This is a genomic window from Streptococcus sp. HF-100 (assembly GCF_015594635.1).
Classification (GTDB): domain Bacteria; phylum Bacillota; class Bacilli; order Lactobacillales; family Streptococcaceae; genus Streptococcus; species Streptococcus vaginalis.
Genome location: NZ_JADNQV010000005.1, coordinates 124,423 through 137,327, shown reverse-complemented (window position 1 = coordinate 137,327; position 12,905 = coordinate 124,423). Strand labels below are relative to the sequence as shown.

10 protein-coding genes are annotated in these 12,905 nt (G+C 39.3%); 9 read left to right on the top strand and 1 reads right to left on the bottom strand.

Translation table 11 applies throughout. From position 1 onward, the window contains the following. Positions 1–319: 319 nt before the first annotated feature. From mnmA to rpsD, 8 genes are all read left to right on the top strand, one after another. Positions 320–1,441, top strand: a complete 1,122-nt coding sequence (gene mnmA, locus IYQ23_RS06310) for a tRNA 2-thiouridine(34) synthase MnmA (RefSeq protein WP_195674408.1) — start codon at positions 320–322, stop codon at positions 1,439–1,441. 135 nt (positions 1,442–1,576) lie between these two features. Next, a complete protein-coding gene (gene mnmG / locus IYQ23_RS06305; protein WP_195674407.1) occupies positions 1,577–3,493 on the top strand; it encodes a tRNA uridine-5-carboxymethylaminomethyl(34) synthesis enzyme MnmG in 1,917 nt (638 codons plus the stop codon). A 252-nt stretch (positions 3,494–3,745) separates the two neighbouring features. Then, positions 3,746–5,722: a DHH family phosphoesterase gene (locus IYQ23_RS06300; RefSeq protein ID WP_195674406.1), complete on the top strand. Its 1,977-nt coding sequence runs from the start codon at positions 3,746–3,748 to the stop codon at positions 5,720–5,722. Further along, complete coding sequence (rplI, locus tag IYQ23_RS06295; protein WP_003071606.1) at positions 5,719–6,171, top strand: 50S ribosomal protein L9; 453 nt, start codon at positions 5,719–5,721, stop codon at positions 6,169–6,171. The genes IYQ23_RS06300 and rplI overlap by 4 nt, the downstream gene beginning before the upstream one ends. Positions 6,172–6,202: 31 nt before the next feature. After that, positions 6,203–7,555 (top strand): replicative DNA helicase, encoded by a 1,353-nt coding sequence (dnaB, locus tag IYQ23_RS06290; protein ID WP_195674405.1) that lies wholly within the window; start codon positions 6,203–6,205, stop codon positions 7,553–7,555. Positions 7,556–7,558: 3 nt separating this feature from the next. Then, positions 7,559–7,831 carry a Veg family protein gene (locus tag IYQ23_RS06285; protein WP_003026751.1) on the top strand — a complete coding sequence of 91 codons (273 nt, stop codon included), beginning with the start codon at positions 7,559–7,561 and terminating at the stop codon, positions 7,829–7,831. A gap of 57 nt (positions 7,832–7,888) precedes the next feature. Beyond that, positions 7,889–8,518, top strand: a complete 630-nt coding sequence (locus tag IYQ23_RS06280) for an HAD family hydrolase (protein WP_195674404.1) — start codon at positions 7,889–7,891, stop codon at positions 8,516–8,518. A 205-nt stretch (positions 8,519–8,723) separates the two neighbouring features. Next, positions 8,724–9,335, top strand: a complete 612-nt coding sequence (gene rpsD, locus IYQ23_RS06275) for a 30S ribosomal protein S4 (protein ID WP_049508343.1) — start codon at positions 8,724–8,726, stop codon at positions 9,333–9,335. 113 nt (positions 9,336–9,448) lie between these two features. Here rpsD and IYQ23_RS06270 read toward each other — a convergent pair whose 3' ends face one another. Beyond that, positions 9,449–9,982, bottom strand: a complete 534-nt coding sequence (locus IYQ23_RS06270; RefSeq protein WP_003037114.1) for a TetR/AcrR family transcriptional regulator — start codon at positions 9,980–9,982, stop codon at positions 9,449–9,451. A gap of 174 nt (positions 9,983–10,156) precedes the next feature. Here IYQ23_RS06270 and IYQ23_RS06265 point away from each other — a divergent pair, with 174 nt between their 5' ends. After that, positions 10,157–12,892, top strand: a complete 2,736-nt coding sequence (locus IYQ23_RS06265) for a YhgE/Pip domain-containing protein (protein WP_195674403.1) — start codon at positions 10,157–10,159, stop codon at positions 12,890–12,892. Positions 12,893–12,905: the final 13 nt, after the last annotated feature.

Here is a 12,905-nt window from a genome sequence, read left to right as displayed (position 1 = left end):
CTCAACCTTTTTATGAGAGTAAGGCTTTAATATAGTAGTTTACAGCTAAAAGTACCATTTTCAGATTATAGATAGAAGCTACAAAGTCGTTCACTAGATTCGGCCTTTTGATAGGATCTCTATTGTTTCATTCACTGATTTAATAGTTCATCCACTGAATTTTTAGTTTACAGCAGTGTAAAGTTATTGCTATCTGGTTATTGAAATTTGTTCTTAAGGTTATTTCGTGTTATAATAAACCTTGCTCTAAGCGACCTTCAATCGTTGAAAGCAAAACACGACCTTCAATCGTGAAATAACGAAAAGATGGGAGAACACGATGAGTGATAAATCTAAGATTCGTGTCGTTGTTGGTATGAGCGGGGGTGTGGATTCGTCAGTTACGGCTCTTTTGTTAAAGGAGCAGGGCTATGACGTGATCGGCATTTTCATGAAAAATTGGGACGACACAGACGAAAATGGGGTCTGTACAGCTACAGAGGACTATAAAGACGTAGCAGCTGTGGCCGATCAGATTGGAATTCCTTACTACTCTGTCAACTTTGAAAAAGAGTATTGGGATCGCGTTTTTGAATATTTCTTAGCTGAATATCGAGCTGGTAGAACCCCGAATCCAGATGTCATGTGCAACAAAGAAATTAAGTTTAAAGCTTTTTTGGACTATGCTATGACATTGGGAGCGGACTATGTGGCAACAGGTCACTATGCGCGTGTAAAGCGCGATGAAGACGGAATTGTTCATATGCTGCGAGGAGTGGATAATGGCAAAGATCAGACTTATTTCCTTAGTCAGTTATCACAAGAGCAGCTGCAAAAAACGATGTTTCCGTTGGGACATTTAGAAAAGTCTGAAGTTCGAGCTATTGCAGAGAAAGCAGGATTGGCTACTGCTAAGAAAAAAGATTCAACCGGCATCTGCTTTATTGGTGAGAAAAACTTTAAAGAATTTTTGGGAAATTATTTACCAGCTCAACCTGGTCGCATGATGACAGTTGATGGTCGAGATATGGGTGAGCATGCTGGTTTGATGTATTATACAATTGGTCAGCGTGGTGGCCTTGGCATTGGTGGTCAGCATGGAGGAGATAATGAACCTTGGTTTGTAGTGGGTAAGGATCTTAGTCAAAATATTCTTTATGTTGGTCAAGGTTTTTACCATGACAACTTGATGTCAACGAGTCTTGACGCTAGCCAAGTACATTTTACAAGAGAAATGCCAGCTGAGTTTACTATGGAATGTACAGCTAAGTTTCGTTATCGTCAGCCAGATTCTAAGGTTACAGTAACTGTAAAGGTTGACAAGGCAATTGTCAACTTTGCAGAACCTCAACGTGCTATTACACCTGGACAAGCCGTTGTATTTTATGATGAAGAAGAGTGTCTTGGTGGTGGCTTGATTGACAATGCCTATAAAGATGGTAAGCTTCAACAGTATATTTAGATTGACATTTTTTAGCAATCTGCTAAAATGGATATAGCAATAACTATGATGGTCAAAGCTCATGGATGTTGCAGGCTTTTTGTCCTGCACTTCTAGAGGTTTGACTTTTTTGGTGAAAAAATAAGGAAAGAAAAGATGACACACAATTTTACTGAAAGTTATGATATTGTCGTAATTGGTGCTGGGCATGCAGGTGTTGAGGCTTCGTTAGCAGCCAGTCGAATGGGCTGTAAAGTCCTACTTGCGACAATCAATATTGAAATGCTAGCTTTTATGCCTTGTAATCCTTCTATTGGAGGATCTGCCAAGGGAATCGTTGTACGTGAAGTGGATGCTCTAGGTGGAGAGATGGCTAAGAATATAGATAAAACTTATATTCAAATGAAGATGCTCAATACTGGGAAAGGTCCAGCAGTTCGTGCTCTTCGTGCGCAAGCAGATAAGGAACTTTATTCTAAAGAAATGCGCAAGACGGTTCAACATCAAGAGAATCTCACTTTGCGTCAAACTATTATAGATGAGATTCTAGTTGAGAACGGGAAAGTCGTTGGTGTGAAAACAGCCACGCACCAAGAGTTTGCGGCAAAGGCAGTTGTCGTAACAACCGGTACAGCTCTGCGTGGAGAAATTATTATTGGAGATTTGAAGTATTCTTCTGGTCCTAATCATAGTTTAGCTGCAATTAATTTAGCAGACAATTTACGTGATTTAGGGTTTGAAATTGGGCGTTTTAAAACAGGAACTCCTCCGCGTGTGAAAGCTTCTTCTATTAATTATGAAGAGACGGATATTCAGCCTGGAGACGAAAAAGCGAACCACTTTTCCTATACTTCTCATGATGAGGATTATCTCAAAGATCAGATTCCTTGCTGGCTAACTTATACTAATGGAAGAAGTCATGAAATTATTCAAAACAACCTTTACCGTGCACCAATGTTTTCAGGAATGGTGAAAGGTGTAGGACCACGTTACTGCCCGTCAATTGAAGACAAAATTGTTCGTTTTGCAGATAAAGAGCGCCACCAACTTTTCTTGGAGCCAGAAGGTCGAGATACGGAAGAAGTTTATATTCAGGGATTGTCAACGAGTTTGCCAGAAGATGTTCAAAAAGACTTAGTGCATTCTATTAAGGGACTTGAAAATGCTGAATTGATGCGAACTGGCTATGCGATTGAATATGATATGATTATGCCACATCAGCTGCGCGCTACTCTAGAAACTAAGAAAATCTCAGGTTTGTTTACAGCTGGGCAAACGAATGGGACATCTGGTTATGAAGAAGCAGCGGGACAGGGCATTATCGCAGGAATCAATGCAGCTCTGAAAGTTCAAGGAAAGCCAGAACTGATTTTGAAACGCAGTGATGGTTACATTGGGGTCATGATTGATGACTTGGTCACCAAGGGAACGGTGGAGCCGTATCGTCTTTTGACAAGCCGTGCTGAATATCGTCTCATTTTACGACACGACAATGCAGATATGCGATTGACTGAAATTGGACGCAGGGTAGGATTGGTTGATGATGAGCGCTGGCTGCGTTTTGAAATTAAGAAGAATCAATATGAAACTGAAATGAAGCGCTTGAGCACTATTAAATTAAAGCCAATTAAAGAAACGAATGAAATGGTTGAAAAATTAGGCTTTAAACCATTGACAGACGCAGTTACAGCGAAAGAATTTTTGCGTCGGCCAGAAGTTTCATATCAAGATGTTGTCAAGTTTGTCGGTTCAGCAGCTGAAGATTTAGATGAAAAGATAATCGAATTGATTGAGACTGAAGTCAAATATGAAGGCTATATTTCTAAGGCGTTGGATCAGGTTGAGAAGATGAAACGAATGGAAGAAAAACGGATACCAGAAAACATTGACTGGGATGATATTGATTCAATTGCGACAGAAGCTCGTCAGAAATTCAAGAAAATAAACCCAGAAACAATTGGTCAAGCTAGTCGGATTTCAGGTGTCAATCCAGCGGATATTTCGATTTTGATGGTTTATTTGGAAGGTAAATCACGAAGTATCTCAAAAAATCAAGAAAAAGCAAAAAAATAAATGATGAAGATGCTTGTTCACATTTCTGAGCAAGTGTTTTTTCGTCAATAATACTTGACAAAGCTGTAAACTACCAGAGAAATAAAGCTAATTTAATGGGAAAATCAGATATTCTGTTTTGTAAAGTGAGCAAAGAGATGCAGGAAGATTTAATTTTTTCTAATGTTTGACAGTATTATTTGGCTTGTTTTAATAAGGGAAAACTCGCTTTTTTAGAGCTTTTGTGGTAAAATGGCGGTTAAGAGGTTTGTGATGAAAAAATTTCGTTTTATTCCAATTCATTTTGTAATTATGGGCGTTATTTCCTTTGGAATTTTAGCTATTTTATTACGAGTTTTTGGTAGCAGCATTCTGATGTTATCTGCGCTTTTTTTGGTGCTTGCTCTTTTGATTTTTCTATTGATTTACCAACAAAAAAGTTATGAAATTGATGAAGTGGAACAAATCCAGTATGTGAATGATCAAGCAGAAAATAGTTTGGCATCATTGCTTGAAAGAATGCCGGTTGGTGTTGTAAAAGTTGATCAAACATCTGGAAATGTAGAATGGTTTAATCCTTACGCAGAGTTGATTCTTACCAATGAAGACGGTGAATTTGATGTGGACTTGTTGCAAAAAATTACCAAAACACCATCTGAGGGTGCTGGATCGTATGCAACAATTGGGGATACAAAATATTCGGTCTACTTAGATCATGCTTCAAGTGTGTTTTACTTTTTTGATGCTTCTAGTGAGTATGAGGCTACTTCAGAATTAGTAACGACAAGGCCAGTTATTGGTATTATTTCAGTCGATAATTATGATGATTTAGAGGATGTTGTCTCAGATTCAGATATTAGCCACATTAATAGCTTTATCGCAAATTTTGTCTCTGAATTTGCAGAAAAATATGCCATGTTTTCTCGTCGTGTGGGAATGGATCGTTTCTATATTTTTACGGATTACACGGTGCTAGATCGGTTAATGCAAAATAAGTTTGCAGTTATTGATCAGTTTAGGGAAGAAGCTAAAAAGCGGGAAATTCCTCTCACATTGAGTATGGGCTTCTCTTATGGTGATAGTAATCATGAGCAGATTGGTAAAGTGGCTCTCTTAAACTTGAATCTTGCTGAAGTTCGTGGTGGTGATCAGGCTGTTGTCAAAGAAAATGATGAGTCAAAGAATCCTGTTTACTTTGGTGGTGGCTCAGCTGCATCGGTGAAACGGACACGTACTCGCACGCGAGCTATGATGACCGCTGTTTCGGATAAGATTAAAAGTGTGGACCAAGTTTTTGTAGTTGGACACAAAAATTTGGATATGGATGCGCTTGGTTCTGCTGTGGGAATGCAAGTATTTGCTAGTAATATTATTGATCAGACCTATGCTGTTTATGATCCTCATCAAATGGCTGCGGATATTGAGCGAGCAGTTCGCAGGCTGCAGGATGAAGGGGAGACCAACCTTCTTTCGGTCGCTGATGCGATGACAATGGTGACCAATCGTTCTCTGTTGATTATGGTGGATCATTCAAAAACAGCTCTGACCTTATCAAAAGAGTTTTATAATTTGTTTAACCAAATTATTGTCATTGATCACCACAGAAGAGATCAAGATTTTCCGGAAAATGCTGTTATCACTTATATCGAAAGTGGAGCAAGTAGTGCCTGTGAATTGGTAACAGAGTTGATTCAATTCCAAAATTCTAAGACAAAACGCTTGAGTAAAATGCAGGCTAGTGTGTTGATGGCTGGGATTATGCTGGATACGAAGAAGTTTTCTTCTCGTGTAACCAGTCGAACGTTTGATGTAGCGAGCTATTTGCGCACGCGTGGAAGTGATAGCGTAGCCATTCAAGATATTTCTGCCACAGACTTTGATGAGTACCGTGAAGTGAATGAGCTGATTTTGAATGGTAAGAAAATTTTGCCGAATGTACTCGTTGCGACAGGTGTAGAAGAAAAATGCTATGATACAGTTGTTATCAGTAAAGCAGCAGATGCTATGTTAGCTATGTCAGGGATTGAAGCTAGCTTTGTCGTTAGTAAAAATAAGCAAAACAGTATTTCGATATCTGCTCGTAGTCGTAGTAAAATCAATGTCCAACGTATCATGGAAGAACTGGGTGGAGGCGGTCATTTCAATTTAGCAGCAGCGCAAATTCCTGACCAGACAATTGCTCAGGTGGTTCATAGCTTAAATGAAATTATTGTTCGTGAAGTACTAAAAGATAAGGAGTTAGAAGAATGAAAGTAATCTTTTTAGCAGATGTAAAAGGTAAAGGAAAAAAAGGTGAAATTAAAGAAGTGCCTACTGGCTATGCACAGAATTTTCTGATTAAGAAAAATCTTGCCAAAGAGGCGACTGCAGCAGCTATCGGCGAACTTCGCGGAAAACAAAAATCAGAAGAAAAAGCACACGCTGAAATGCTAGCTGAAGCGCAAGCCATTAAGGAAAAGCTGGAAGCAGAAAATACAATTGTTGAATTTACTGAAAAAGTAGGACCAGATGGACGTACTTTTGGTTCTATTACCAATAAAAAAATTGCTGAAGAATTACAAAAGCAATTTGGAATTAAGATTGATAAACGATTGATTCAAGTCAAGAATCCTATTCGTTCTGTTGGCTTGATTGATGTGCCAGTGAAAATTTATCAAGATGTGACTAGTGTGATTAACTTACGTGTAAAAGAAGGTTAATTGAAGAATATTTTTTGAGAGAGGAGGTCTTATGGCAGATATTGATGAATTGCGAGCACAACCGCAGGATATTTTAGCAGAGCAATCTGTTTTAGGTGCGATTTTTATTGATGAAAGTAAGCTGGTGTTTGTTCGTGAATATATCGAGCCAACTGACTTCTTTAAATATGCCAATCGGTTAATTTTTAAAGCGATGATTGACTTGGCAGATCGAGGCGATGCCATTGATGCGACAACTGTTCGTAATATTTTAGACAGTCAGGGTGATTTGCAAAATATCGGTGGCTTGTCTTACTTGGTTGAAGTGGTCAACTCAGTACCGACTTCTGCCAATGCTGAATATTATGCTAAGATTGTAGCAGAAAAAGCTGTTTTGCGCCGGTTGATTGCGCGGCTGACAGACTCTATCAATCTAGCTTATGATGGCTCTAGTCCTGCAGATGAAATCATTGCTGGGGCTGAAAAAGCGTTGATTGATGTTAGTGAAAATGCTAGTCGAAGCGGCTTTAAAAATATTAAAGAGATTTTGAATCTTAACTTTGGCAGCTTGGAAACGCGGTCTCAGCAAACTTCTGATATTACAGGGATTGCGACAGGTTATCAAGACTTAGATCACATGACTACGGGTTTGCATGAAGAAGAGTTAATCATCGTGGCAGCTCGTCCAGCGGTTGGTAAAACAGCTTTTGCTCTCAATATTGCTCAAAATATTGGAACAAAGCTAGATAAAACAGTCGCTATCTTTTCTTTAGAAATGGGGGCAGAAAGCCTAGTAGACCGAATGCTGGCAGCAGAGGGGTTAATTGAATCGCATTCAATCCGTACAGGGCAATTGACGGAGGAGGAATGGAGGAAGTATGCAATTGCACAAGGAAATCTAGCAGAAGCTAGTATTTATATTGACGATACACCAGGAATTCGGATTACAGAGATTCGTTCACGTGCTCGAAAATTAGCACAAGAAACAGGAAATCTGGGCTTGATTTTAATTGACTATTTGCAGTTGATTACGGGGACTGGTCGAGAAAATCGTCAGCAGGAAGTTTCTGAAATTTCTCGTCAATTAAAGATTTTAGCAAAAGAGCTGAAAGTACCAGTCATTGCGTTGAGCCAGCTTTCGCGTAGTGTGGAACAACGTCAGGATAAACGGCCTATTCTGTCAGATATTCGTGAGTCTGGTTCAATTGAGCAGGATGCAGATATTGTAGCTTTTCTTTACCGTGATGACTATTATGAACGGGGCGGTGAAGAAACTGAAGGGATTCCAAACAACAAAGTCGAAGTGATTATCGAAAAGAACCGTAGCGGTGCACGTGGTACGGTAGAATTGATTTTCCAAAAAGAATACAATAAGTTTTCAAGTATTTCTAGGAGAGAGGAATAAACAATGAGTGATGCATTTACAGATGTTGCAAAAATGAGAAAAATTAAAGAAGAAATCAAAGCCCATGAGGGCAAAATGGTAGAAATGACTCTTGAAAATGGCCGTAAACGTCAAAAAAATAAGCAAGGGCGCTTGATTGAAGTTTATCCTTCTTTGTTTATCGTTGAATATACAAGTAATGGAGGTCAACCAGGTGAGATTGAAAACACTTATGTCGAATCTTATACTTATTCAGATATTTTAACAGAGAAAAATCTCATTCGTTATTTGGATTAAGAATAAATAGGTTTTAATGGCGAAAAACTGCTTTGATTGATGTGGCTGGAGTGAAAAATGATTAAAAATCTAGTTTTTGATTTTGGCAATGTTTTAATTGAATGGAACCCTGCTAAGATTTTAGCTGCTTTTGTAAAAGAAGAAGACCGTAAGCGCGTCGAGGCTGCTATTTTTGATTCGGGACTTTGGGCTCAGACAGATACTGGACAATTAACTTTGAAATCAGCCATTCAGGCGGCTCAAACATTGCTAGATAGTTCTTACTCTGCTACTGTTGAAGCCATTTTTACTCATTGGTATGAGACAGTGGATGTTTATCATCAGCTACAAGAGAAAATTTTTGAATGGGCTCAGCTGGGATATGGCATTTATATTTTGTCTACTACAAGTGAGATATTTTATGCAGTTGAAAATGCAGGTTTATTACCGATGACGAAAGTTTTGACTGGGAAAATCCTTTCTTACGAAGTAGGGTTTGCAAAGCCAGATAAAAGCATCTATCAAAAGTTACTAACTCAATATGCATTGCACGCTAATCAATGTGTATTTATAGATGATTTACAGATAAATTTAGATGCTGCTAAAAGTCTAGGATTTGAAACTATTTTAGCAACATCTGAACAGCAAAATATAATTGCGATAGAGGAATTGTTGAAGAAGAAAGGTTATTTTCATAGAAAGAAATAATCTGGTAAAAATCCGTCTTTACAGATAGGATTTTTTTTGATATAATGGCTTTTGTGTGAAATAGCAGCAGGAGGGCATGAAGCTCGTCAACAGAATATTAGCTATAAAAGTAGCCTTGGCTGTTTAGGCGAAAATGTTCTGCACGAATCAGGGCTTTCTAAGTGACTATTTCCTCAAATTATTATTTTTACAGGAGGACATGTTTATGTCACGTTATACAGGACCATCTTGGAAACAAGCTCGTCGTTTGGGCCTTTCACTTACAGGTACAGGGAAAGAATTGGCACGTCGTAACTACGTACCAGGTCAACATGGACCAAACAACCGTAGCAAATTGTCAGAATACGGTTTGCAATTGGCTGAAAAACAAAAACTTCGTTTTACTTACGGTGTAGGTGAAAAACAATTCCGTAACTTGTTCGTACAAGCAACTAAAATCAAAGGCGGAATCCTTGGTTTTAACTTCATGCTTCTTTTGGAACGTCGTTTGGATAACGTTGTTTATCGTCTTGGACTTGCAACTACTCGTCGTCAAGCTCGTCAATTCGTAAACCACGGTCATATCCTTGTTGACGGAAAACGTGTAGATATTCCTAGCTACCGTGTATCTGTTGGTCAAGTGATTTCAGTTCGTGAAAAATCACTTAAAGTATCTGCAATTCTTGAAGCGGTTGAAGCAACTCTTGGACGTCCAGCATTTGTATCATTTGATGCTGAAAAATTAGAAGGTTCATTGACTCGCCTTCCAGAACGCGATGAAATCAACCCAGAAATCAACGAAGCGCTTGTCGTTGAATACTATAACAAACAACTTTAATTGATGGATTATCAGAAGTTGGGATTTCCCCAGCTTCTTTTTTGTTGTAAAGATTACGAAGAAAAGCCCTAGAGAGCTTGTGGGTGCTACTAGGGCAAGGTATAAGAAATATTCTAATACAGCATTTTTAAAAGGAAATCTGCCATTTGTTCGGGGCTTTCTTTTTTTCCTCTGGAAATCCACATTTGACAGACACCGAAAAAGGCATTTGTGAGATAAACATAGCTGTACTCTTTTTCTACTTGACTCAGCAATTTGCTACTGAAGCGATCTTGTAGGTCTTCGGCTAGCATAATTTGGAATTTATGGCGTAAAAAAGTTTGGATTTCTTTGGTTCCGTTTTCTGTCAATAAGGCAGAAAGGAGAGATTCGCGTGTGAGAAAATCAAAAACTTCTATAATGGCATTGCGCTTATCTTGGGCATACTTATCAAAAATGTATTCTAATTTATGAAAAAGTTTTTGCTGATAATGCTCAATCATGTCATATTTATCTTTATAATGCGTGTAAAAACTACTGCGACTAATGCCGGCAGTCTTGGTCAACTTGACAGTACTAATCTGGTCGAATGATTCGTGTTCCAGTAGCTCTACCATCGCATTTTCAATAATCATTTTTGTTTTTTGGCGCTTGTTACTTTCTGCCATATTGTCTTTCCTCTTTTGAACAAATTTATACAACGTGTCTAAAATTTAATTTTTTCTCTTGTGAAAAATTTCAGAAACTGTATAATCTATTATATCAAATATTTAGACACTCTGTATAAAAATATTTCAAAAAATAAAATTTTTATACAGAGTGTCTAAGATAGAGGAGAAAAAATGTTCAACGAATGGAAAGCAATTTTTAAAAAACCACTCTTCATTATTGTCATGATTGGTGTTTCCTTGATTCCTGCTCTTTATAATGTGATCTTTTTGAGCTCCATGTGGAATCCTTATGGTAAAGTTTCAGAATTGCCAGTAGCGGTTGTGAATAAAGACCAACGTGCGACATTTAACAACAACACCTTATCCGTTGGTGATGATATGGTGAAAAGTCTTAAAAAGAATGATGCTTTGGACTTTCATTTTGTATCTGAAGGAAAGGCTAAGAAGGGCTTGGAGAAAGGTGATTATTATATGATTATCACGCTTCCAAGTGATTTATCTCAAAAGGCTGCTAGTATTCTGGATAATAAACCACAAAAGATGCAGATTGATTATCAAACGTCTAGCGGGCACAGCTTTATTGCCAGCAAGATGAGTGATTCGGCTATGACGCGGCTTCAACAAACTGTCGCTAACAATGTGACAAATACATACACGACGTCTCTCTTCAAGAGTATGAATAGCTTGAGGAAAGGCATGACAACAGCTGCTTCTGGTAGTGGGCAACTCGCTTCTGGTGCTCAACAATTAAAAGACGGTAGTCAAACTTTGACAGATAATTTGAATACTTTATCTAGCTCTAGCATAACGTTTGCAGACGGCGCTAATACATTGACGACAGGTTTGGGAACCTATACGCTTGGGGTGCGTCAGCTGTCAGACGGAATTGGTACGCTATCAACACGTCTTTCAGCTTATACCTCAGGTGTTGGTCAATTAGCTTCTGGTTCAGATACGTTATCAAAAGGTCTGACGGACTATACAAATGCTGTCGGTCAATTGGCTTCTGGTTCAGATACGTTGTCAAAAGGTCTGATGGGGTACACAAGTGCTGTTGGTCAATTGGCTGACGGTTCAGGAGAATTATCAGATGGTTTAAATGCGTATGCCAATGGTGTAGCAAATCTTGCAGGCGGTGCGAATCAGTTAAATGCTCAATCGCAAAATTTATTGGCTGGAGTCAATCAATTGACCGCTTCTAATGGAGAAATTCAAAAATTATCAAGCGGCGCGCATCAATTAGCTACGGGTCTGAATACGTTAATGACAACTGTTCAACAATCTGGCATGACTGCTGAACAAGTTCAAAAGCTACAGGATTTGCAAGCAGGTTTAACTGCTGTGCAAACCGCTCTTTCAACTGGATCAGACTTGTCAGCCGCTAAAGCAAGCATGACGACTGCTTTAAGCGATATGGAAACGGCTGCGAACACGCTTGCCAATAGTGCGACGACAGACAAGACTACGATTGCAACTAACGTGGCTGCTACAGCTGCTTATCAAAAGTTAAGTGCTAGTGAGCAATCAGAAATCAATGCTGCGATTTCACAAGCTCCAAGTCAAACCGCTACAGCTGCGGCAAACATGTTGACAAATATTCAAGCGCTCAAGGCACAAGTGGCGAACTTGCCAGAGCAATCTTCTAATCAACAAAACATCGCTGTCATCGGACAAGCGAAAGGTGCGCTTTCAGAGCTTCAAACGAGCGCACAACAATCCCAAGCAAAAATCCTTGCAGCTTTGCAACAATCAACTGCGGGTGCTAATCAAGTAGCAGCAGGTATTGATCAATTGCAAACGAGCTTAGCAGCAGGTGCTGGTCAATTGGCAAAAGGTGTAACCGACTACACCAATGGGGTTGCGCAGATAACAGCAGGAGCTAATACCTTATCTGGCAATAGCGACCAATTGACATCTGGTATGGCGAAAATCAGTTCAGGTTCTAAGACCTTGGCTGGTAAAAACAGTCAATTGACATCTGGTATGGCAAAAATCAATTCCGGAGCTAATCAATTGGCGGCTAATAATGGTCAAATTGATGCCGGCTTGGCAAAATTAGCAGACGGAGCTAGTCAATTAGTGAACAATTCTGCTACACTCGTGTCAGGGGCAGACAAACTGTCTGATGGTGCTGGTAAAATAGCAGATGGTTCTACGAAGCTGGCAGACGGCAGCTCAACTATCACGTCTAATCTGGGGACACTTGTGTCGGGTGCGGACAGCTTGACAGCAGGTTTGACAGATGCCAAAAATCAATTATCTATGGTGACAACCAATAAAGCCAATGCTAAAGCTCTCGCAAATCCATTAACAACGAAGAAAATAGATAAAGACCACGTTGGTAAAAATGGTATCGGGATGGCACCATACATGATTTCTGTGGCACTCTTTGTAGCGGCTATTTCAACCAATATCATTTTTAACACGTTGCCCTCTGGTAAGAAACCTGAGACACGTATGGAATGGCTGAAAGCACGTATTCAAGTCAATGGCGTTATTTCTCTCTTAGCAGGTTTGTTGGTGTATGGTGCGGTACATATGATTGGCTTAACCGCCAACCACGAATGGACAACGCTTGGTATCATTCTTTTGACCAGCATGTGCTTCATGGCTGTGGTGACGGCTCTGGTAACGTGGGACACCAAGCTTGGTGCTTTCATTTCCTTAATCTTGTTGTTGCTACAACTCGCCTCTAGTGCGGGTACTTACCCACTGCCATTGACGGATAAGATTTTCCAAGATGTCAATCCTTGGTTGCCAATGAGCTATTCTGTTTCGGCTTTGCGTCAAACGATTTCGATGACAGGGCAAGTCGGCGGACAAGTTGCCTTCATGACAATCGTTCTGCTGCTCTTTGTTGGTCTTGGTTTCTTGGTTTACAATCCAAATAAAAGAGAATTAGTTTAATCAAAAAGAGGCT

Excerpts from the sequence above, each read along its gene's own strand:
- IYQ23_RS06265 (WP_195674403.1), top strand. The coding sequence starts at position 10,157 with ATGTTCAACGAATGGAAAGCAATTTTTAAAAAACCACTCTTCATTATT.
- IYQ23_RS06300 (WP_195674406.1), top strand. The coding sequence starts at position 3,746 with ATGAAAAAATTTCGTTTTATTCCAATTCATTTTGTAATTATGGGCGTT.
- IYQ23_RS06285 (WP_003026751.1), top strand. The coding sequence starts at position 7,559 with ATGAGTGATGCATTTACAGATGTTGCAAAAATGAGAAAAATTAAAGAA.
- dnaB (WP_195674405.1), top strand. The coding sequence starts at position 6,203 with ATGGCAGATATTGATGAATTGCGAGCACAACCGCAGGATATTTTAGCA.
- mnmG (WP_195674407.1), top strand. The coding sequence starts at position 1,577 with ATGACACACAATTTTACTGAAAGTTATGATATTGTCGTAATTGGTGCT.
- rpsD (WP_049508343.1), top strand. The coding sequence starts at position 8,724 with ATGTCACGTTATACAGGACCATCTTGGAAACAAGCTCGTCGTTTGGGC.
- IYQ23_RS06270 (WP_003037114.1), bottom strand. The coding sequence starts at position 9,982 with ATGGCAGAAAGTAACAAGCGCCAAAAAACAAAAATGATTATTGAAAAT.
- rplI (WP_003071606.1), top strand. The coding sequence starts at position 5,719 with ATGAAAGTAATCTTTTTAGCAGATGTAAAAGGTAAAGGAAAAAAAGGT.
- IYQ23_RS06280 (WP_195674404.1), top strand. The coding sequence starts at position 7,889 with ATGATTAAAAATCTAGTTTTTGATTTTGGCAATGTTTTAATTGAATGG.
- mnmA (WP_195674408.1), top strand. The coding sequence starts at position 320 with ATGAGTGATAAATCTAAGATTCGTGTCGTTGTTGGTATGAGCGGGGGT.